Annotated in this window: 18 protein-coding genes and 4 pseudogenes; 6 read left to right on the forward strand and 16 right to left on the reverse strand. The window is 34.3% G+C overall.

Annotation, left to right across the window (positions count from 1 at the left end; translation table 11 throughout):
- Nucleotides 1–40: 40 nt before the first annotated feature.
- The 5 genes and pseudogenes from F0342_RS10715 to bioW form a co-directional block, all read right to left on the reverse strand.
- Nucleotides 41–1,246: a cytochrome P450 gene (locus F0342_RS10715; RefSeq protein ID WP_149155917.1), complete on the reverse strand. Its 1,206-nt coding sequence runs from the start codon at nucleotides 1,244–1,246 to the stop codon at nucleotides 41–43.
- A gap of 284 nt (nucleotides 1,247–1,530) precedes the next feature.
- A pseudogene (locus tag F0342_RS25380) lies at nucleotides 1,531–1,596 on the reverse strand (hypothetical protein); the annotation flags it as partial.
- Nucleotides 1,597–1,609: 13 nt separating this feature from the next.
- On the reverse strand, nucleotides 1,610–2,779 hold the full coding sequence (bioF, locus tag F0342_RS10720) for an 8-amino-7-oxononanoate synthase (RefSeq protein ID WP_149155918.1): 1,170 nt from the start codon (nucleotides 2,777–2,779) through the stop codon (nucleotides 1,610–1,612).
- A gap of 10 nt (nucleotides 2,780–2,789) precedes the next feature.
- Nucleotides 2,790–3,035, reverse strand: a pseudogene (locus tag F0342_RS10725) (adenosylmethionine--8-amino-7-oxononanoate transaminase); the annotation flags it as partial.
- Entirely contained in the window at nucleotides 3,016–3,798 is a 783-nt protein-coding gene (gene bioW / locus F0342_RS10730) for a 6-carboxyhexanoate--CoA ligase (protein ID WP_149155919.1), read from the reverse strand. The pseudogene F0342_RS10725 and the gene bioW, both read right to left, overlap by 20 nt.
- Nucleotides 3,799–4,010: 212 nt before the next feature.
- On the opposite strand from bioW, the gene F0342_RS25385 reads away from it, so the two are divergent.
- On the forward strand, nucleotides 4,011–4,124 hold the full coding sequence (locus F0342_RS25385; protein WP_262481708.1) for a BCCT family transporter: 114 nt from the start codon (nucleotides 4,011–4,013) through the stop codon (nucleotides 4,122–4,124).
- On the opposite strand, the gene F0342_RS25390 is transcribed toward F0342_RS25385, so the two are convergent.
- The gene (locus F0342_RS25390) at nucleotides 4,102–4,236 is read right to left on the reverse strand and encodes a hypothetical protein (RefSeq protein WP_262481711.1); all 135 of its coding nucleotides are present in this window, start codon (nucleotides 4,234–4,236) and stop codon (nucleotides 4,102–4,104) included. The two genes, F0342_RS25385 and F0342_RS25390, sit on opposite strands and share 23 nt — an antisense overlap.
- Between F0342_RS25390 and F0342_RS25395 the strand changes: the two genes are divergently transcribed.
- Nucleotides 4,181–4,399: a BCCT family transporter gene (locus tag F0342_RS25395; RefSeq protein ID WP_262481709.1), complete on the forward strand. Its 219-nt coding sequence runs from the start codon at nucleotides 4,181–4,183 to the stop codon at nucleotides 4,397–4,399. The genes F0342_RS25390 and F0342_RS25395 overlap by 56 nt on opposite strands.
- Nucleotides 4,400–4,987: 588 nt before the next feature.
- Here the strand turns inward: F0342_RS25395 and F0342_RS10740 are convergent.
- From F0342_RS10740 to F0342_RS10790, 9 genes and pseudogenes are all read right to left on the reverse strand, one after another.
- Nucleotides 4,988–7,944 (reverse strand): annotated as a pseudogene (locus F0342_RS10740) (Tn3 family transposase).
- A gap of 12 nt (nucleotides 7,945–7,956) precedes the next feature.
- On the reverse strand, nucleotides 7,957–8,529 hold the full coding sequence (locus F0342_RS10745; RefSeq protein WP_149155920.1) for a recombinase family protein: 573 nt from the start codon (nucleotides 8,527–8,529) through the stop codon (nucleotides 7,957–7,959).
- A gap of 295 nt (nucleotides 8,530–8,824) precedes the next feature.
- Entirely contained in the window at nucleotides 8,825–9,238 is a 414-nt protein-coding gene (locus F0342_RS10750) for a hypothetical protein (protein ID WP_149155921.1), read from the reverse strand.
- Nucleotides 9,239–9,528: 290 nt separating this feature from the next.
- Nucleotides 9,529–10,146, reverse strand: coding sequence for a hypothetical protein (locus F0342_RS10760; RefSeq protein WP_223145715.1), 618 nt, complete (start codon nucleotides 10,144–10,146; stop codon nucleotides 9,529–9,531).
- Nucleotides 10,147–10,738: 592 nt separating this feature from the next.
- Nucleotides 10,739–12,112 (reverse strand): M1 family metallopeptidase, encoded by a 1,374-nt coding sequence (locus F0342_RS10770; RefSeq protein ID WP_188048493.1) that lies wholly within the window; start codon nucleotides 12,110–12,112, stop codon nucleotides 10,739–10,741.
- Nucleotides 12,113–12,484: 372 nt separating this feature from the next.
- Complete coding sequence (locus tag F0342_RS10775) at nucleotides 12,485–12,667, reverse strand: hypothetical protein (protein ID WP_149155925.1); 183 nt, start codon at nucleotides 12,665–12,667, stop codon at nucleotides 12,485–12,487.
- A 91-nt stretch (nucleotides 12,668–12,758) separates the two neighbouring features.
- Nucleotides 12,759–13,523, reverse strand: a complete 765-nt coding sequence (locus F0342_RS10780) for a hypothetical protein (protein ID WP_149155926.1) — start codon at nucleotides 13,521–13,523, stop codon at nucleotides 12,759–12,761.
- Nucleotides 13,524–13,541: 18 nt separating this feature from the next.
- The gene (locus F0342_RS10785; RefSeq protein ID WP_149155927.1) at nucleotides 13,542–14,144 is read right to left on the reverse strand and encodes a hypothetical protein; all 603 of its coding nucleotides are present in this window, start codon (nucleotides 14,142–14,144) and stop codon (nucleotides 13,542–13,544) included.
- Nucleotides 14,145–14,775: 631 nt separating this feature from the next.
- Nucleotides 14,776–15,351, reverse strand: a complete 576-nt coding sequence (locus F0342_RS10790; RefSeq protein ID WP_149155928.1) for a recombinase family protein — start codon at nucleotides 15,349–15,351, stop codon at nucleotides 14,776–14,778.
- 147 nt (nucleotides 15,352–15,498) lie between these two features.
- On the opposite strand from F0342_RS10790, the gene F0342_RS10795 reads away from it, so the two are divergent.
- The 3 genes from F0342_RS10795 (at nucleotide 15,499) to F0342_RS10805 (ending at nucleotide 19,644) form a co-directional block, all read left to right on the forward strand.
- Complete coding sequence (locus tag F0342_RS10795) at nucleotides 15,499–18,462, forward strand: Tn3 family transposase (RefSeq protein ID WP_149155929.1); 2,964 nt, start codon at nucleotides 15,499–15,501, stop codon at nucleotides 18,460–18,462.
- A gap of 127 nt (nucleotides 18,463–18,589) precedes the next feature.
- Nucleotides 18,590–19,084, forward strand: a complete 495-nt coding sequence (locus F0342_RS25720) for a MauE/DoxX family redox-associated membrane protein (RefSeq protein ID WP_395940679.1) — start codon at nucleotides 18,590–18,592, stop codon at nucleotides 19,082–19,084.
- Nucleotides 19,085–19,104: 20 nt separating this feature from the next.
- The gene (locus tag F0342_RS10805; RefSeq protein ID WP_149155931.1) at nucleotides 19,105–19,644 is read left to right on the forward strand and encodes a TlpA family protein disulfide reductase; all 540 of its coding nucleotides are present in this window, start codon (nucleotides 19,105–19,107) and stop codon (nucleotides 19,642–19,644) included.
- 103 nt (nucleotides 19,645–19,747) lie between these two features.
- Here the strand turns inward: F0342_RS10805 and F0342_RS10810 are convergent, their stop codons facing one another.
- Nucleotides 19,748–20,236: a hypothetical protein gene (locus F0342_RS10810; RefSeq protein WP_149155932.1), complete on the reverse strand. Its 489-nt coding sequence runs from the start codon at nucleotides 20,234–20,236 to the stop codon at nucleotides 19,748–19,750.
- A 363-nt stretch (nucleotides 20,237–20,599) separates the two neighbouring features.
- Between F0342_RS10810 and F0342_RS10815 the strand changes: the two are divergent.
- Nucleotides 20,600–21,201: pseudogene (locus F0342_RS10815) on the forward strand (IS110 family transposase); the annotation flags it as partial.
- Between the last annotated feature and the right edge of the window lie 173 nt (nucleotides 21,202–21,374).

A 21,374-nucleotide genomic window follows, 5' to 3' on the forward strand; every position in this document is an offset into this window, starting at 1 on the left:
TACTCGATAGAGGTAAGATGGTTTCCGCATAATGATTTGTTTAATATTTTGATTGATCATCAATATGTACGTGCATTTCTTTCATAGCTCTAAATCCTACCAGTTTTCTCCATTCGACTTCTTGGGTTTCTAGACGGATATTTACTTCGTTTTGTAAAAGCGTCTGTATCGCAATTTGAGCTTCTAACCTCGCTAAAGCAGAACCTAAACAGAAATGAATACCTGACCCAAATGCAAGGTGAGGATTTGGGTTTCTTGTAATATCAAAGACATCCGCGTTTGAGAATTGTTTAGTATCTCGATTAGCTGCTCCAATAAGGACGTACACATGATCACCTTTTCTAATCTGAACCTTGTTAAGTTCAACATCCTCTGATGCGATCCTAGCCATCATTTGAGTAGGACTTTCATATCGTAAGCATTCCTCTATTGCTGATTCAATAAGAAGAGGATTTTCAATCAACTTATGGCATTCTTTTGAGTATTTTAATAAACAATAGAGTGAATTACTTATTAAATTGACGGTTGTTTCATGTCCAGCAATCACAAGTAACACAGAAGTTGCTAAAAGTTCTTCTTCCGTTAGTTTCCTATCTTTTTCTTGATGTAATAATTCGCTAATTAGATCATCCTGAGGAGATTTCCTCCTTTCTTTAATCAGATCTTTAAAAAATGATAGCATCTCCAATGTTGTATTGTTTCCGTCAACAATGGATCGTCTTGAACGTGTAAAGTCGATTGATTGAATCAAATTCAATGCCCATTCACGAAAAATATCTTTATCATCATCTGGTATCCCTATTATTTTTGCAACCACAAGACTGGCAAAAGGAAATGCAAAATCGGAAATCACATCTATTTTCTTCTTATTCTTTAGGCTATTCCATAAATTTATTGCTATTTTTTCTATAAATGGACGACACTTTTCAATTTTAGCAGGAGTAAATTTGTGGCTGACAAGCATACGTAACCTTCCATGATCAGGTGGACTTTTAAAAAGCATCATATGGCTTTGGATATTTTTTAAGACTTCATACTTTTTCGTTGTCTCGGGAAGTGGAATTCGAGTTTGAAAACGGTTATCTTTAAGGATGGTTAATGCTTCTTGATATCCAGTTACGTACCATCCAGGATATTTTAAAAAACTCCCTTTATACACCGGATGTATTGAGCGAATTTCCTCATAAAAAGAATACGGGCTTTTAGTTATTTCAAATGTAAATCTATCCGTACTTTGATTAATCATGTTCTACCTCCTAAACTTCCTTTGTATTGAGTTAGAAAAACTTTGCTTATCGCCATGTCCTAATGGCGAAAGCCTTAGTTTTTTCTTATACTATAATCCTTTAAAAGGTTTAACCTTAAAGTATAAAAAAAAGATGCGCTTTTCTTCATCGGTTATTTTCCTGTAGCTATATTCGCCTTCATTTCTTCAACACTATCAACCTCAATCCCTAAGTCTAATAGCATCTCATGGACTTCCGCCCGTAGTGATTTACAGGAATCGAATCTGCATCTAAGCTTTTTAACCTTAAGTACAGCGGCAATTCCACTTGTTATAACTGTTTTTCCTACATCTGTGTCTGTACCAGTGATAAAAAATCCTTCATTAAATAATCTTCAACTCTCTTCCAATATCTTTAAATGATGTAAGCAAATGCTCAACTTGTGAATCATTATGAGTAGCAGTAACAGTTAGTCGGATACGACTTTCTCCTTTAGGAACAGTTGGAGGTCGAATCGCAGGTGCATAGATACCATTTTCCTGGAGTTTTTTTGAAAATATAACCGACTTTGCTGTATCACCAATAATCACAGGGATGATAGGTGTATTCTGTCCATATACTGTGAACCCCATTGCTTCAAGTGTGCTTTTTATTATTTTTATCTGTCTATGTAACCTTTCCCTTAATTCCTGGCTTTTCTCTATGATATCTAATGCGGTATAGGCAGCTCCACAACTTACCGGAGGGAGAGAAGTTTGAAAAATAAAAGTTCTAGTATGATTTATCAAGAAATCAATCAAAACTCTAGAACCCGTTACAAAACCTCCTTCAACTCCTACTGCTTTACTTAAAGTTCCAACGACTACATCCGGAGAAACTCCAAAAAGTTCACTTGTTCCTCTTCCTCTTTCTCCTAAAACACCTGTAGCATGTGCATCATCTACAATGACATAAGCATCATATCGTTTAGATAGTTTCATAATTTCATCTAATGGAGCAATAGTTCCGTCCATACTAAAAACACCATCTGTGACAATAAATCTACGAGTATAAGTTTGTGTTTCTTTTAATTTTTTCTCTAGATTACTCATGTCAGAATGCTTGTAAATTACAGTTTCAGCTTTTGATAGTCGGCAACCATCGATGATACTTGCATGATTAAGTTGGTCGCTTAATAACACATCCCCTTTTTCCGGCAAGGATGAAAGAACACCAATATTAGCTAAATACCCACTTGAGAATAAAAGAGCAGCCTCCATCCTTTTAAAACTGGCAATCCTTTGCTCTAGCTTTTCATGCCATTCCGTATTTCCAGTCGTTAACCTAGATCCGCTGCTCCCAACTCCAAATTCCTGTAACGTTTTTAATGCCTCTTCAATTAGAATTGGATCATTCGCTAAGCCTAAATAGTTATTTGATGAAAAAACAATCTTTTGTGTACCATTAACTAACATTTTTGGCTGGGGTGCAGTGCTCATTGTCCTTAATTCTCGATATAAGCCAGCCTGTTTGGTCTTTTCTATTCTTTGGCTTAACCATTGATTAATGCTCACTACACGTAACCAATAATGTAGAGTGGGCGACTTTTTCAAATTGCTTTTTGATCGCATCATCTAATTCCATTTTCCTGTCCCCATGGGCATTAAGCCATACAGACGAAAATCCATCGGAATACTCCTTGCCATTAAGGTCCTTCACTTTTATACCTTCACCGCTTTTAATGACTAAAGGATTTTCATCATAATCCTTCATTTGTGTAAAGGGTAACCATAAATATTTTCTGCTATTTTCAATCAACCTTTGTGTCATGAACTTCCTCCCATTGAACTATAATTGGTTGCTCTTCTAAATAAGACATGTATGTATTGATATTAGATAACGTATCAACAAAAAAGATACGGCATCCTCTCTCATCACCATAGTGTTTAAGTTGCGTTATACGTTGATAACCTATGTTTTTACTAGCTACATATCCTGTAATGTAATTTGGGTCATCTGACCAACATAATTCTGCAATGGTTAATTTGTGATTACACACTTTAGTAGCAAGTGCAAGCGCTTCCTTTAACCTAGGGTTAGTAGGAACTGCTTTTGATTTAGCCCACTTTTCAAAATTTTCCGTTTGCCAATCCATTCTAGAGACACGAACACCTTTCTCTGCTCTCCCATCTATCCGCTCCCCCGTTTGAATATCAATTAGGATTGCTCCTCTAACTGCAAATTCAGGGATTTGCTTATAGGCTTTTTCAATAATGTCTTTAGAGACACCCGTTTTCTTAAGAAGATATCTGGCTAGCTCTTGCCCTTCTTTAACTGTAGTTACTTCATTTGTTTGGACTGTCAAAGGATTCACTAGTTTAATAGGTTGATTTACAATTTCACATTGAATTTGAAAAAAATCTGGTTTTCCTCTTGAGTGATTTAATGCTTTTTCTAGCAATGTATTTACTGATATCCGTAAATCATTATAGTTAGAGAGTAGTTCACCACCGGAAATATGCTTCCCTCCATTTTCATGTGATTCCTTTTTTGAAGCTCGCATCCTTACACTATATATTCTACCCTGATCCATACATCTCTCTCCTAAATTTAGTTATAACTAGAATAGTTTTAAATCATGATTGCATTCACAAAGAGTGTGTGGTCAATCTATTGTAAACTAAATACAAATTTTAGTTTACAATAGATCGGCGAAATTGTTAACCCTAACTCAAAAATAGTTAACATATGTTTAGGATTTAAGGGGAGATTTATTTTATAGAGCTAGATAATTCGGCGTTGACTGTGGCACTTATCACGACTTTCTTCGTCACATCAGGCGACTCCGCAACCTTTGTTCTTGGAATGCTCACAACAGGTTGGAAATTAAACCCTCCTAGCGGTGTGAAAGTGGTATAGGGATTTTCCTGGTCGCATCCACACTTGTTCTAATGGCGTCCGGCGGCCTGACAGGACTGCAGACAGCAATCATCGTAAGTGCACTTCCGCTTACATTCGTCGTGCTTGTCATGTGTTATGGATTGGTCAAGCAGCTTAGAAATGAATATGACTTCCAAATGAATCATTGGACAACGAATGAAAAGGATAAATCAAAGGTAGGGCTAAGGAAATTACCTTTCCCATATAAGGGGTTCCATTTTTGGAGAGAATACCTTAAATCACACCTTAATTAGTTATGGAAATAACAGAGAAATTGGCACAGTATTTAGCGCTGTATTTAACCAATAAAAGAGGTTGGGACAAAAGTTTTTTATCCTAAGTCAAACCCGAACAAACCTGCTTCTTAGTGTGCAGATTTGTTCGGGTTTATTATTTATTTTCGAGATTTGATTTTAGCTGTTTCCAGCGGTTGATTGGAGTGCAAGACGAAGACTCCTGCGGGAAGAGTAGCTTATGTGAGACCCCGCAGGCTTGCCGAGGAGGCTCACGGGCTACCCGCGGAAAGCGTAGTCTTGCACGGAAATCATTAGCGGTATGAAGAACCTACACTTCTATTGTTCGTCTTTTTATCGTGGTTTTTTAATTTTGTCCCAGCCTCTTTTGAGTTTTTATTATCTCCCTTATTCCATTAAAGCCCCGTGTGACTTGATCCCGTCCATTAAACTGTTCGCCCCTACTTGTAGAAACATGATTGAGGCTGGTTGGGACTGAGATTCCGTATAGGGGTGTAACCAACATTTTGTCATAAAACCCACGTTAAGACAATAAATGGAAAATGAATACTGATATCTCCAACGCTAAGGAGATATCAGCATGATTTTTTATATCTTTAAAGGCCGCAATTCATTTGATTTTGGTACCTTTTTCGAATCAAATGAATATTCTCCAAGTAAATTTATGTGTTCCCAACCTAATGGGGAAATGTGAGGTAATAACTCCTCTTTTAATTGGCCCTTTTCTCTTAATATCTTTGTAGCCTCAGTGAGATAAACGGTATTCCAAACTGTAATAGCATTAATAAGAATATTTAATGCACTAGCTCGTTGAAGTTGATCTTGCAATCCTCTTTCCCGTAGCTCTCCACGTTTACCAAAGAATAGGGCTCTTGCCAATCCATTCATAGCTTCACCCTTATTTAATCCTCTTTGGATACGCCGGCGTAATGTTTCATTAGAAATATAGTCTAATATAAAGATTGTCTTTTCAATTCTGCCCATCTCACGCAATGCTGTTGCCATTTTATTTTGGCGAGAATAAGATCCTAACTTTCCTAAAATAAGTGAAGCCGATACTCTACCTTCCCGTATGGAATGTGCTAATCGTAAGACATCATCATAGTTATCTTGAATAATCTTAATGTTGATTTTCCCTCGAAGAATGCTGTCAATCTTTGAATAAACACTGGATTTATCCATGACATAAAGTTTAGAGTCAGATAAATCTCGCATTCTAGGAGCAAAGCGAAAACCTAATATATGGCTTAATCCAAAAACCTGATCGGTGTAACCAGCCGTATCCGTGTAATGCTCTTCAATGGATAATTCTGATTCATGATGAAGCAATCCATCGATGACATGTACAGCATCCCTGGCGTTTGTGTTAATAACCTTTGTATAAAAAGAAGAAAATTGATCACTGGTGAATCTATAGATAGTAGTGCCTTTCCCTGTTCCGTAGTGTGGGTTAGCATCAGCATGAAGAGAAGAGACGCCAACTTGTACACGCATGCCATCAGAAGATGAGGTACTCCCATTCCCCCAATATTTTGTTAAAGAAAGATGATGTTGAAAGTTTACTAAAGTAGCTTGAGCTTTACTCAAAGAATCCTCATGTAATCGCCATTGGGCTGCATTAGCTAACTGATGATAGGTGATTCCTGGTGTTGCTTCAGCCATTTTGGTAAGTCCGATATTGGTTCCCATGGCCATAATCGTAGCCATTACAATAGACTTTTCTTCTCCCTTAGGTGGCCTATTACTAGACGCATGAGCAAGGTGTTCATCGAATGCTGTCCAATTTGAAACTTCAATCAATAAATCAGTAAGTTTTACCCGTGGTAACATGTTATATAAAGTTTGGCTAAGAGATTTGGCTTCTTCCGGTGTATCTTTCTCTAAGCGGTCAAGTCGTATCCTTGATTTGTCTATACTAATTCCCTCAAGTGAATCTATATTTTCCATTATATAATCTAATCTTTCATTTAAAGCTGTGTTTCTCTCAATTATATATTCTTGAGCTGACATACCAACAGCTAATCTATTGCCTGTATTCTTAGTTTCATCCCAATTATCTTTAGTGACTAAGTATTCTTCAAAATCCTTATGTAACCTGCTTCCAACAACCCATATATCTCCTGAACGGATATGGTTTTTTAATTCGGTTAATGCTGACAATTCATAATACTTTCGATTAACATTTCCATCTTCATCATAGACATGTTTCTGCCATCTCTTTGGCACGAAATCCAATGGCGCGCCTTCGGGAATATGGCGCTTCTTATTATTGTTAATTTCACGCAAGACATTTAGAGCACGCAATAAAGGCTCAGCAGCCTGAGTCGTATGGAACTCCAATTTACTGAGAAGTACTGGTGTATACTTTCTAAGGTAATTAAACCGGGTGACCAACAAATCTAAGTAATCGTAGTCCATAGGACGAGCTAAACGTTTTGCTTCTTCTATAGAATCAACAATCTTTTCCCATGGCATTATTTTCTCTAATAATTCAAATGGATCTATCTCTTCATTTCGTGCTTTTACTAAAGCTTCACCAATATCCGCAAAGTGTAGTACTTTTTCATTGATAGATTTCCCATTTTGCTTTTGCAGTTCTTCTTGTGCTCTTCTACCCTTTGACTGTAAGATCATAATTTGGCGGTCATGAATTTCGATAGATTGATCAATTAGATCTTGACTAAGAGTTAATAGGTGAGCTACAAGAATAGCGTACCTTTTATTCTCATTAAACCTCCGAAAGGAATGAGGTTCATATCGGGCGCCTAGCCTAGCAAGCTGGAGCAGCCTATTCGAGTGAATATTTTCGGCCTCTGTTGAAAGATTTAATAAACGAACATATTCTAATCTCTCAATTACTTTTAAAAAAGCATCTGGCGATGATTGACTGGTATTTCCCTTAGCCATCCAAGCTTAGTTTTGGATTTATCGGAAGGGGTATCAATTAATTTCTCCAATTGTTGTTTTTGCCATGGAGATAATGGTTTATAGAGTGAATTATATACTTTCTCCTCTGCCCTTCGCCTTGTTTCCCATACTAATCTTTCGATCGTTGTCATAGCAGGCAGAATGATTTTTCGCTTTCGCATTTCTTCTAAAGTCATCCTTATCAGGAACAGTGCATTTGAATTTTCAATTGCTTGGGGTAGTAATGCGTGTGAAATAACCCGATATGAGTGGGCAGAAAAATTAGAGAAACCATAGTGTTTTCGTATTTCTTCCATATGTTCATGTTTTGTTTGCTCTCGTTCAGAATATAGTTTAAATTCACTTGGGTCTATTTGTAGCTGTTTAGCAACATAGTTTATCACCTTATCAGGAATACTTTTAATATCTGAAATTGACCAACCTGGATAACGAAAAAGACAGATTTGAATAGCGAATCCCAATCGATTATGATCTCTTCTTCTACGCCTTATTACCTCTATATCATCTTGTGTAAGGGTATAGTAGTAAGCCAGTTCCCAATTACTCAAAGTAGAAGGGATTGTCAAAAAATCCTTCCTTTGATCAGGTGTAAGTAGTTCTCTTGCTCTTAGGTACACAGGAGAATCCCCCTATTCTAACCCAACGGTTTGAATTTTTTCCAAAGCTCGATACAAAACTGATTTACTTATACCTGTCATGTCCGTAATTTCCTTGATGCTATATTGATTAGAAGAATGTAGTTTTAAAGCGCGCTCCACCAACTTAGGGTCTTTGGAGGGTCTTCCTCCGTTTCGACCTCTCATTTTTGCAGATTTTAATCCTGATTTTGTACGCTCACTAATAATATCCCGTTCTAATTCAGCAATACTCGCCATAGTTCGAAAGAAAAAACGTCCCATTGCGGAGGAGGTATTGATACTATCCTGTATTGAAATAAAATTGACTTTTTTTTCTTCAAAGGTTTCTGCCAACTCAATAAGATGCTTTGTAGATCTTGAAATACGGTCCAACTTATATACAACTACAGAATCGCCTTCACTTATAGCTTTTAGGAGTTGTTCTAATTCAGGGCGTTCTTTTTTTGTTCCAGTTATTTTTTCTTTATAAATAACAGCTGCACCAGAATTCTTTAAGGCGTCAATTTGTAGATCTAAATTTTGGTCTTGGGTAGATACCCGAGCATATCCAAAGATTTTCCCCATTTTAATTCACTCCCTCCAAATTAATTATTCCCTAATTCGGTTTTTGTGTCAATTTTTGGGAAGATGTTAAAGGGAAGCTTTTAGGGAATGAAAAACAATTAAAATCCACCGAATTATAGATGAGTAAAAATTATCCCTAAAACGTTCATTTCTGGGACCATTGACTATCCGGTAACAGGAAAACAGCCATTTTATTAGTGTTAAGACTTATGTGACGGATTAGAGCAGCAACCCTGTGATAAAGCCTAAAAGGATCTTCATTAGAATATCCTTTTTCAATACCGATAACATCTGATTATGTTAAGTGATCGGTTTTAAACTTAAAACTTTCTATTAAAATACTTCCAAAAACAATACCACTAAGTATTTGGGATAAAGGATCTTGTAATATTCCAATATTAATAATAAATATGTTGTTAATTATTAATAACGGTGATAAGGAAATATAAAGTGTTGGAATTCCAATTATAATTAATTTTGTATAATCAATTTTTGAGACTCTTGTTTTTAACAATGAGAATAAGAAATTTGGAAATTTTAATAATGCCCCCAACAATATTGGGAATATTATAATAAATAATGTATAACTAAAACTGTTACCTCCATCCAATCCTATATTTTCCATTTTAACTTTATAACGAATACCTATATATAAGACAATTATAAATGTAATCAAAAAAGCAGCATTATAAAAAATTTTCTTTTTCATATGGAGATCTCCTTTCATATCGTTCTCTTTAAATTATATAAAAAGGTCTTACATTTTAGTAAGACCCTCTATTTTTATTTACTTATAATTCCTTCTAACTGTTGAATCTCCCTGATAAGCTCCATGTGCATACCACTTACCTCCAAAAGAAGCATAAGTTCCACTATTCCTTATACCTGGATTATCTTCCGTTACAGGAAAACCGGTTCCATTAGTACTTGACCATAAATAGTAATAGCTCCAATTCCCATCAAGCCAGTTGGTTGTATTGTAACCAGTATTCACCTGAACTAAATTGCTTGAATAAACTTACCTTGCTTTTGATCATTACTTATTGCGAATATGTGATCGACATCATAATCAGAAGAATCTGTTGTCCAATATTGTGCCTGCATTTTTGTTGTAGATGCCCAATATTGAGATCCATCTGTCCAAACTTTAAATTCGTGCCAGTACTTAGTACCGACCTCATATCCTAAGTTTGAATGTTTTACTAATGTTGGACCTTCTTCTGCATAAATAGTTGGTGACCCTGGACAAGAACTTGCAGCAGACACTTTTTCACCTATAAAAATTGTACTTAAGATAGATACAAATTTATTATTATTGCATATTTCCTTTATGTTAGAAAAGCTTAATTCTCCGTCAGGAAGAGATTTTAAATTGACTTTAGGATTAATCCATATTTTATATCTTTCTTTTGCTTCTTTTTCCGTAAGTTCACCTTTTATAATCTTATCTTTAATAAACGGTATATCTACTGGGTTTGCTTTAATATAATTTGAAGGAACATTTTTGCCACTGTTCTTCTCAAATAAATTCTCCTCTGATTCTAATAGTGTGGCAGTTTCATTGGCTTTTACTTCCAACTCGTTTTTAATTAAAAATAATCCCATAATTAAAGACATACATAAACTGACAATAAGAATTTTTTTCAATATTTACACCTCTCTTTAATTTTTTTAAAAATCATACAATTAAAATTTTCATTCCTTTTCCCTATACACTAAACTCCCTTTCTTGTTAAATTTATATGTTTGAGAAAATCCATAATAACTTTATTAAATTATAAGAATACAGTAAATCTGGTTATGTTAACAAAAAAACATTCCAAATTAAGGGTCTGTTTTCTTTTTTATATGATGACTCCGACTAAAACCAGTAGCAACCCTGTGACTAGGCCTTATAGTCTAAAGTCTTTCAAGCTGTCAGCAATTTCATCTTCACGAATACCGATGTACTTCTTGGTGATCGCAGGGGCAGCATGGCCGAAGATTTCCATAAGAGGGGTCCCAGTAGCAAAACGCGGAAAACATACGCTAAGCTAAATTAGTAATCTATTTTCATCCAAAAAGCGTATGCTACAGATTTCTGCACATACGCTATTAGTTAACTTTTTTTGTTTTATAAGTATTTGAAGAATAAGTACTTAGTTATAGAAATGATGATTAAGCAATTAATATTCTAAGGTAGCTTTTAGCATTTGAAATACTTTACTGATTATTTCACCAGTAACCATTCATCAAAAACTGAATCATCACTTAAACGAAAATAGTGCTTCGTAAATCTTATAAACTCTTTAGAATTTATCTCTTTAAATTGATAGTACTGGTAGTAGGTCCTCAAAAACTTTTCAGCTTCTTTTAACCCACCTCTCTCTTCAAACAACTTCCACAGCATTACAGAAGATTTTCCGTATATATATGAACTTTGATTACTTTCTTCGTACTCGTGCAAAGGTAGATTTACTGGCAATGAATCTAGGAATTGTATCGCTGCGTACATGGAACTATAAGGTACTTCTTCGTTATTTGTTGAATGGAAATATAATTCTGTTGCAAAATCAGCAAAACCTTCATCTAACCATGCATCATGGTAAGGGTCATTGCTAATTATTCCATAAAACCACTGATGAGCAATTTCATGAACAACAGTCTTTTTTAATGATTCAGGTTCTAAGGGTTCACTGTTATAAATGGAGTATGCAGTAACAATCCCAGGATACTCCATACTCATTCCATCCAACAAAATATCTAATTGGTCATGTGGATAAGAGCCAATGTTTTCTTCAAAATAAGTTAGTGCATCTGAAGCGATATCAGTAACTTCTTGGTACAATTCCATATTTTCTCCGAACCCAAAGACTCTAATGTTGGTGTGTCCAGCCTCTTTCTCTATTAGAGTTGGATTATTAAGGATTGCTGCAAAGAACATATTAACATTATTAGCTTGTAAACTACCCTGTTTTTCATTCGGATAAAAATCATTTGGACTAGTAGTGGTAAGTGTGAATCCTTTAGGAATTTGATAAGTAAAATTAAAATCACTAAAGTCCGTATGAAACGTTTCTCCTTTAAATCTATACTCTTCTTTATTCCAACGATGTTCCCTATAAGTAGCAAGCATCGGGTAAAATTGAGCTAAGTAGTAATTTCCGTTATTTTTTGTGTACCTCAAACCATTTTCGGGTAGGGTAAAGTTATATTTAAAACCTACATTAATTTTCCCATTCGAATCTAATCGACTTTTCAACGGAACCCTTAATGTATCTTTTTCTAGGTCATACTCAACTTTTTCTCCATTAATTGCCACCTCTTCGACTGATAAAGTTCCTGGGTTATCTAGAGGGTGGGATATTTTATTTAAAGTCTGTTCGGTAAAGATATTTGGAATAAAATAAAAAATCAACTCATTCCAAGCATCTTTAGATGTATTCTTAATATTCATTTTTGCATCTACTTCAAACTCTCCCACACTACTCATCTTTAAATTAATATCGTATATCGTATCATTACCAGCAGTAACGCTCTTTGGAGAAAACGAAGTTCTATCTAGTGAAACAGTAACCTCCTCTATACTTGTACCTTCATCCACTTCACACCCTCTAAGTAAATAGCTTGTCAATAGCATCAAGTAAATTAGAAAATATAGATGCTTGAACACACCCACCACCTCAACTTTTATTCCATATTTAACATATAAAGGATTGTAAGTTTGGGATAAGAGTTTAATACTAGAAAAATTATAAATGATTACTAAATTACTGGTACCAAGTCGCTTGAGACTCATACATGTTATAATAGGGGTAGCGTCAGGAAAATGCGGATTTACAACGTTAAGGAATTTTCCCTAATAAAAAGCCCAATTTCTCAATTATAATATTAAGAAATTGGGCTTTTTCATTGCTTCGTTAAAGCTTGGTTCTGATTCTTTAAAGCAAATAGACATTTAATGAATAGAAAGAAACTAAAATGGAATACTGTTTTTTTCTGTACGTGTCCAACGGTCACCTGTTTCTAAAATGGCAGGCCTTCTGCTTAGGTATTCACCATCTAATATGGTTCTGATTCCTTGAGTTATCATCGTCAGGGATACAATTAGTAGTGCGAATAGAATGACAGGGAAGAAAATAATCCAGGTCGAAAGCATAATTTCAAAGAAATTGCTGCCAATAAATGCTGTCCACCCAGGAATTATAAATCCTAGAATTGACTACCCCTATCCAGGAAATTTGAAATTATTATTCCTTTGCTTGTTTGGTTTTTTTAAACTTTAGGGTTGATTCTTTTTCTGTTAATACATTCTTATATTTAGTTTCTCCATTTTTGGTTTTAATCTTGTAAAAGATTCCGTATCCATTTGCATTCACTGTATAAATATTAGCTGCTGGTTCAGATAAAAGTAGAGCATATTCTTTCCCTGGTTTTAACTTATAATCGTTAGCAGAAGTAAATGCTAAATACTTAGAATCCTTTTCTTTATTAGATAATTTATTTAACCCCATTTTTTCAATTTGACGTTCAGAAGTTGATTCAATAAATTTTGAAATTTTTAAATTTCCACCTCTGACGTATACAGTCAAATGTCCAAATAAAGGATTTCCTGATATTGTGTCTATTATTTCAACTTCATATGGTGTAAATGGCGTAGGAGAAGAGAAGTTGTCTTTTTTGGGAAACATCCTTGCCTCATCTTCTGCAAGAACTTTCAAATGGACAATAGATGTCCTATCATCCATTAAATTTTCAGGAATACTAGGATCAACAGCCCAGGAATACTGGTCTTCAAAGGTACCATAAATGTTATCAGAACTTATTTCCTCAACACTATCCTTTACCTCTAATTCCTCTTCGTTACTATCAATGGATGTAGTAGTGTTATCTTTTATAGCACTCTCATGTGCAATCTGCTGAATACGACTATCATCTTGTCTATTTATTGTCCAAAATGTTATCCCAACAATAGTTAGAGTAAATAATCCAATTATGAGTTTCTTTTTATACATACATATTCCCTCCTTTAATTAATATTTCGCATTCAAAACATAGTTAGCATCAGTTGTTACTCCAGTAGCAGTAGAAGCATCATTGTAGTACATAATTGACCATTTATTTTCATAGTCATATAAATCCTTCAGTCCATATACATGAAGCATTTCATGAATAATAACCTCTTCTCTATCTGCAGATGACATGTTTTTTAAATAGTAGTCATTTAAGAACACTTCACCATATCTCCAATCATACTTATCTTTCTCACTTACTGTCATTAAGTAATATTGGCCTGAAGAATCTTTTCTAAAAACCCTTGTTAAACCATTAATATAATCAGAGTCAGTATATTGATAAAAGTCCATTTTTGAGCTCATGTAATTTGTAGTTTTACTCAATATAAGAGGATTACTTCCACTACTAGGATACATAAGCTTCTGAACCGCATTAGGAATTGACACTGTATATTCATTATCAGAGTCAATTAAATAATTAATCTCTTTTCCTAAATATAATTTGTTGTTGTAATCTCTGTCTTCATCGTTCCAAGGTAATTCTGAGGCTGATGCAGCTGGTATTAAGCTTGTCCAAAATAGCATTACTAAGGTTGTTGATAATACAAATTTCTTTTTCAAAATTTTTCCCTCCCTAAATTTTTATTCCTGTAATTCAAAAATATACCATATTTATTGAGATTTCTAAATAGAAATTTCATAATTTTCATAATATTTTATCTTCTAGTGGTTTAATAGATTAAAAATCGAGGTATCAATTTAGAATCTATTAATTGAAAAAAGGCAATCAAGTATAGAAATTCCATTAAATTTTTTCATGTCGAAATTTGCTTATCGTATATTTTCCGCGTTTTGTTGGTGGGACCCCTATAAGGAAATTGTGAGTTACTTCTACCAAGGAGTAAATATTGTAACAACTGATAAGTTAATACAAGAATATGCAATAAAAAATTAGAAATAAAAAAGAATCCTCAGTGGGGATTCTTTTTATTTTGCAATGTACATTGTGACAAAGAAACACCTAGCTCACAGTAATTACGTTTAATAAGGTGTCATAACGAGAGGAGATATAAATATACGTCATTAAAAATTTGAAAATAAATTTCTTCAAATTTAGACACAACTCCACCTCACTTTCATAAATTAGAATCTTGAAATTGAATTACGTTACAGATATACAAAATAAGATATGCGTGTCATTTGACACGCTCGCTCCCCTACAATCTGGCCCTTTAATTGGATTAAGGCAGGACTACTTTTTCCTTTCGGACAGCTTTCTATATAATGAAGCCCTAGACACATTTGTAATTTCACAAATTTGATTTACTGTCATACCACCTTCTTGATATAACTTTACTGCATAATTCATTCCTGCGTGATTTTTATGATATTTCTTTAATCGGCCTTTAAACTTTCCTTCCCTCTTGGCCAGCTCAATCCCTTCACGCTGACGCATACGAATAAGATCTCGTTCTAATTGGTTAACACCAGCCATTACAGTAATTAAGAATTGGCTGTATGGATTATCTTCTGATAAATCTAGCCATGTATCCTTGATTGATTTTAAGCTTGCTTTTTTACTTCGTATTAAATCAATCAATTCAAATAAATCTTGTGTACTACGAGTGATTCGAGTTAAATCTGTGACATAAATGATGTCACCCTCCTGTAAACCCTCTAACATTTTTTGAAGTTGTTCGCGCTCCTTTGTGGCACCAGAAACTTTTTCTTCGAAAATAATGTCCATTCTAATTTCTCTTAATTGCTCAAGTTGCCTTGAAGGGTTTTGACCAGCAGAACTTACTCGTACATAACCAATTTTTCTCAACATATCACCTCATCTTTGAGACAAGTCTTATGGGACGCTCTTAACACTAATTCTATTAGTCTTCCAAACTTGTATCAATAGGGTACACTCTATTGATATATAATAATACTAATAAACTGAATAGTTAAAGAAATGAGATGATACAATTTGAAAATTGCAAGAGGAAGAGAATTACTTACAACGGATCAAAGGAATCTTCTTATGGAGATTCCGGAAGATGATTTAATTGAAGGAACCTACTATACATTTTCTAATCAAGACTTGGCAGTTATTAATAAGAGACGCAGGGAAGAAAATAGATTAGGATTCGCAGTGCAATTGGCTGTTCTTCGATATCCAGGCTGGTCATATACACATATTAAAAACCTGCCTGATTCGGTTATGCGATACATAGCAAATCAAATCAATGCCGATCCTTCTTCACTTAGTCTTTATCCTCAAAGAGAAAATACGCTGTGGGATCACTTGAAAGAGATTCGGAACGAATATGATTTTATAACATTCACTCTAAAAGAATATCGAATGACATTTAAACACCTTTATCAATTAGCATTGGAAAATGGAGATGCTATTCATATACTACACGAGAGCATAGATTTTTTGAGAAAGAATAGAGTTATACTGCCTGCTATTACAACACTTGAAAGAATGGTATGGGAAGCTAGGGCAATGGCAGAAAAGAAGATATTTAATACCGTCAGTCAATCTTTAACTAATGACCAAAAGGAAAAGCTTGAAGAAATCATTACCTCTCAGCATAGATCTGAAACTAATAAGACAATATTGGGTTGGTTAAAGGAGTCACCAGGTCATCCTTCTCCTGAGACATTTTTAAAAGTAATAGAAAGACTTGAATATATTCGGGGAATGGAACTAGGAAGCGTTAAAGTTAATCATTTACACCGGAATCGCTTTTTACAGTTTTCTCGACTAGGTTCAAGATATGAACCTTATGCTTTTCGTGACTTCCAAGAAAACAAACGTTATACAATTCTAACCGTATATTTATTGCAACTTACTGAGGAGTTAACAGATAAGGCGTTTGAAATTCATGATAGACAAATACTTAGCCTGCTATCAAAAGGACGAAAAGCTCAAGAAGAAATTCAGAAAAGGAATGGTAAGAAAGTCAATGAAAAAGTAATTCACTTTTCTAACATAGGCCAAGCATTAATAAAAGCGAAAACGGAAGGGTTAGATGTCTTTGAGGTTTTAGAGTCCATTATTGAATGGAATTCCTTTGTCACATCAGTAGAAGAAGCCCAAGAACTAGCCAGACCTGTTGATTACGATTATCTGGATTTACTTCAAAAGCGTTTTTATTCCCTTAGAAAGTATACACCGACCCTATTGAAAGTTCTGGATTTTCATTCAACAAAGTCAAACGAACCACTTTTGCAGGCGGTTGAGATTATACGTGGAATGAACGATTCCGGAAAGCGAAAAGTCCCTATAGAAGCTCCTGTAGATTTTGTTTCAAATCGTTGGAAAAAGCATTTATATGAAGAAGACGGTACAATCAATCGACACTATTATGAAATGGCTGTTTTAACGGAATTAAGAGAGCACGTTCGAGCCGGTGATGTGTCTATCTCAGGCAGTAGGCAATATAGAGATTTTGAGGAATATTTGTTTTCACAAGATACGTGGAACCAAGACAAAGATCATACACGATTATCAGTTAGCTTATCGTTCGAAGACTACATTCAAGAAAGGACCAATAGCCTTAATGAGAGAATAAAATGGTTATCTAACAATTGGAATAAACTAGAGGGAGTTTCGCTCGAGAAAGGAAAGCTTTCAATTGCACGGTTGGAGAAGGACATTCCAGAGGAAGCCAAAAAATTTAGTGCTAGCCTTTATCAGATGCTTCCTAGGATAAAATTAACCGATTTACTCATGGATGTTGCTCATATAACTGGATTTCATGAGCAATTTACTCACGCCTCAAATAACCGTAAACCAGATAAAGAAGAAACAGTAATCATCATGGCAGCCCTATTAGGAATGGGATTGAATATTGGGTTAAGTAAGATGGCTGAAGCAACGCCTGATCTTACATATAAACAACTTGCCAATGTATCTCAATGGAGAATGCATGAAGATGCCATGAGCAAAGCGCAAGCTGTATTAGTAAATTTTCACCACAAGTTAGACTTATCTTCCTATTGGGGTGACGGTACAACTTCTTCGTCAGATGGAATGAGAATGCAGGTAGGCGTTTCATCTTTACACTCAGACGCAAATCCGCATTACGGAACCGGAAAAGGTACAACAATCTACCGATTTACCAGCGACCAGTTCTCATCGTATTATACAAAAATTATTCATACTAATTCAAGAGACGCTATTCATGTCCTAGATGGATTATTGCATCACGAGACAGACTTAAATATAGAAGAGCATTTCACAGACACAGCTGGCTATACAGATCAAATTTTTGGATTAACTCACCTTTTAGGCTTTAAGTTTGCGCCAAGAATAAGAGATTTGTCAGATTCAAAGCTGTTTACATTAAAAAAGGCAAGCGAGTATCCAAAATTAGAGTCTATTTTACGTGGCCAAATCAATACAAAAATTATTAAAGATAATTATGATGATGTCTTACGATTAGCTCATTCAATAAGAGAAGGAACTGTCTCGGCATCACTTCTTATGGGGAAGCTTGGCTCCTACTCTAGACAAAACAGTTTAGCTACAGCTTTACGTGAAATGGGAAGAATTGAAAAAACTATTTTTATTCTTAATTACCTTACTAGTGAATCTTTAAGAAGAAAAATTCAAAAAGGCTTAAACAAAGGAGAGGCCATGAATGGTCTCGCAAGAGCTATTTTCTTTGGGAAACAAGGGGAACTTCGGGAACGAACGATACAGCATCAACTACAAAGGGCCAGTGCTTTAAACATAATTATCAATGCCATTAGTGTTTGGAATACTCTACATCTTACAAAAGCAGTGGAATACCAAAAGGGTTTAGGGGGTTTTAAAGAAGACTTGTTGCACCATATGTCTCCTTTAGGCTGGGAGCATATTAATTTACTGGGGGAATACCATTTTAGTCCGGAGAAAATGGTTTCATTAGATTCTTTAAGACCATTAAAACTTTCTTAACGTTGTTAAAAACGGGGTAATCGTCAGGAAAATTTGCTTAACGTTGTAAATCCGCATTATCCTGACGCTACCCCTATTATATCTTTTATACAAAGGGGGATTGTTTTTGGAGTTGTTTATCAGAGCAATGCTAATTAGTATCTTATTGGTCAGTTCCATTTCTAAGTTTGTATCAATAAAATCCTTTAAAAAAACGGTATTCCAATTGTTTCCAAATAGAATTAATTCAGTAGTTTCAATTTTAGTTCCCTCTATTGAAATAGCTATAGCTTTATGTCTATTCAGCTCAAAGCTACTGATATTTGGGGTATTTGGATTATATGTTCTTTTGACGATTTTTTTAGTAGTGGTAGTTAAAAATAAAGATATAAAAAATATTAAATGTAATTGCTTTGGCACTTTAACAGACAGCGTTTTAGGTAACAAGACTTTGGTTCATATATTTTTTTTAGTGTTGTTGAATACTTTCCTATTATTTAGTGAAAATCACGTTGCACTTATAGGTACTTCAGCTATGTATTTAGTAAGTCTATTTTCTTTATGTATTGGTATAGTATTCATTTATATATTATCAATATCATTATACTCCTATATTAAGGCATTAAATGATGTTAGACATTAGAAAAATAAGGACGTGAGAATGTGTTTTTAGCAGCATTTGTAATTTTGTGGGTTCTTGTTATCTCCAATACTATAATTAATATTTTTTTCTTGAAGAAATTCAAACCAAAACCATTAACTTTGGATTTACAGGACAGAGGCGTTGATATAGGTAAATCATTTTCGAATTTAGATTTACATACAATTGAGGGAAAAGAAGTAAATCTAAAAACTAAACAGCATTATAAAGGAACAATACTAGTTTTTCTTTCTGTACAATGTGGAGTCTGCACTACTATATACCCAGAAATAAAAAAATTTACTAGCCAGAATAAAAATACTCGAGTTATTACTCTAATCAGAGGTTCTGAGCAAGAAATCGAAGAACTAATCAAAAAATATAATATTGACACTCCGACAGTAAGACTTACTGAAACCCTTATGGAAGACTTCCAAATAAGCCTATATCCATTCTCTTATTTTATTTCTAACCAAGGTAATTTAAATGATGCAATTACCAAGAAAGAAACAAGCATAATTTTTTTTACCAATTTGATATCCTCCTTTAAAATTCTTTCTTAGATAATTCTTTCGACGAAAACGGTCTAAAATCCTCCTAAATTTGGTAATAAATCAAAAAAATAACAACTCTTAAAAGAGTCGTTATTAAAATAAGTTTCTTATGTTATTTGAAATTGTTGGCAATTTCAATAATTTCTTCTTTGGTAAATTCAGATGTGTCTTTAATGGAGTATTGATAATTTAGTCCATTAGTTGAGAATGTTAAGGTGTGAAAGTTGTTTTTATAATAATATCCTTTTATTCCGTCTTTTAATAATACAGTTTCTGAATTTGTCTTTCCCAAAAACTTATTGTTAGTTTGACTTGTGATGATTAAGTTAAAGCTTTTAGGTGGTGTACTTCGTGTATCAAACCATTTTAGGCTTAATTTGCTGTCACTATCCTTACCTAATTTAATATTTGCATTAAATGGAACTTTAGGTAGTTTAACGGTCACGTTATTACTTTTTTCAAAATTTCTTATTGAATCTTTCATTGTTTTGTAGCCATCTAATTTCATTTCTTCAACCAGGGACTGATCTGAAACTTTTGAAGCAAAAACAGGCAGAGGAATATAAAACAATAAGATGCAGGCAAGTATAAACTTCCTCATAAACTCACTCCTTAGATATTTTTTAATTTCAATATAACTTTAGAGTGTCTAATTCACTTTAATCCATTCACTCTCTTCACCTATTACAAAAAATGGAATTTTATAATAAGTGAAGAAGGTAGTTTTTTCTGAATTATTTATCTCCTCTTTATGTGTGATTTGTGACAATATATTTTGTGGTTATATCATCTGAAAAATGGCTTTATTAGCGGAGAGATAAATGCTTTAAACTCCCATAAAATGGCTTAACGTGGGTTTTTAGTCAAAATGTTGGTGGTACCCCGTATAACAAGCGAAGCTATGACACTGCAGGATGGAGTTAAGGGTTACCGGCAAGTATATTCACAAGGAGGAGATTTTAGAATGAATCCAGTCGTTGGTCTGGATTTCTCAAAAGGAGAAAGCCAAGTTCAAGTATTTTTAGATAAAGGAAAGCCGCACCGAAAAAGTTTCAGTTTACCACACACTGTAGAAGGACTTGATTGTCTTGTAGCCTATCTTGAGGAAATAAGAGTTCTTAGAGGAATTAGACCTCCGATCGTACTAGAATCTACAGGTCACTACCACCTTCCAGTTGTTCAGTACTTAGAGGAGCGTGATATCCTTTTAATTATTATTAATCCCCTTGTCTCCTATAGAGCCAAAAGTTCAAATCTACCGAAGATAAAAACCGATGTGATTGATGCCTACCACCTATGTGAGCTGTATTATAAGGAGGAGTTAGAACCTTACAAAAAGCGAGGAATCCAACTCTTAAACCTTCAGAATCTAACTACGCAACATGAAAATATCACCGAACTTCATGTAAAGGCTAAATTACAATTTCAATCGCTCTTGGACCAAGTTTTTCCGGAGTACATAGGAGTTTTTGGCAGCTTGTATTCAGTGGTGTCATTACTGACGAGGAATATCCTTATTCAGAGGATATTTTAAAGGCTGACGAGGAAGAGCTTTCTGGGAAATTAGCATCAACTTTAGTGTTTGGAATTATAAACAACATCATTAAGATTAGGATAAATTTGATTTTTTTCATAAAATACACCTCACTTTAGTTTGCTATATTCTAAGGTGAGTTTTTCCGTTAATGCTGCCCGTTAGTATAAGTACATTTTTTCACAATCTTGCTATTGAAAGTAGA

It is taken from the genome of Bacillus sp. CH30_1T (assembly GCF_008364765.1).
Classification (GTDB): domain Bacteria; phylum Bacillota; class Bacilli; order Bacillales; family Bacillaceae_B; genus Rossellomorea.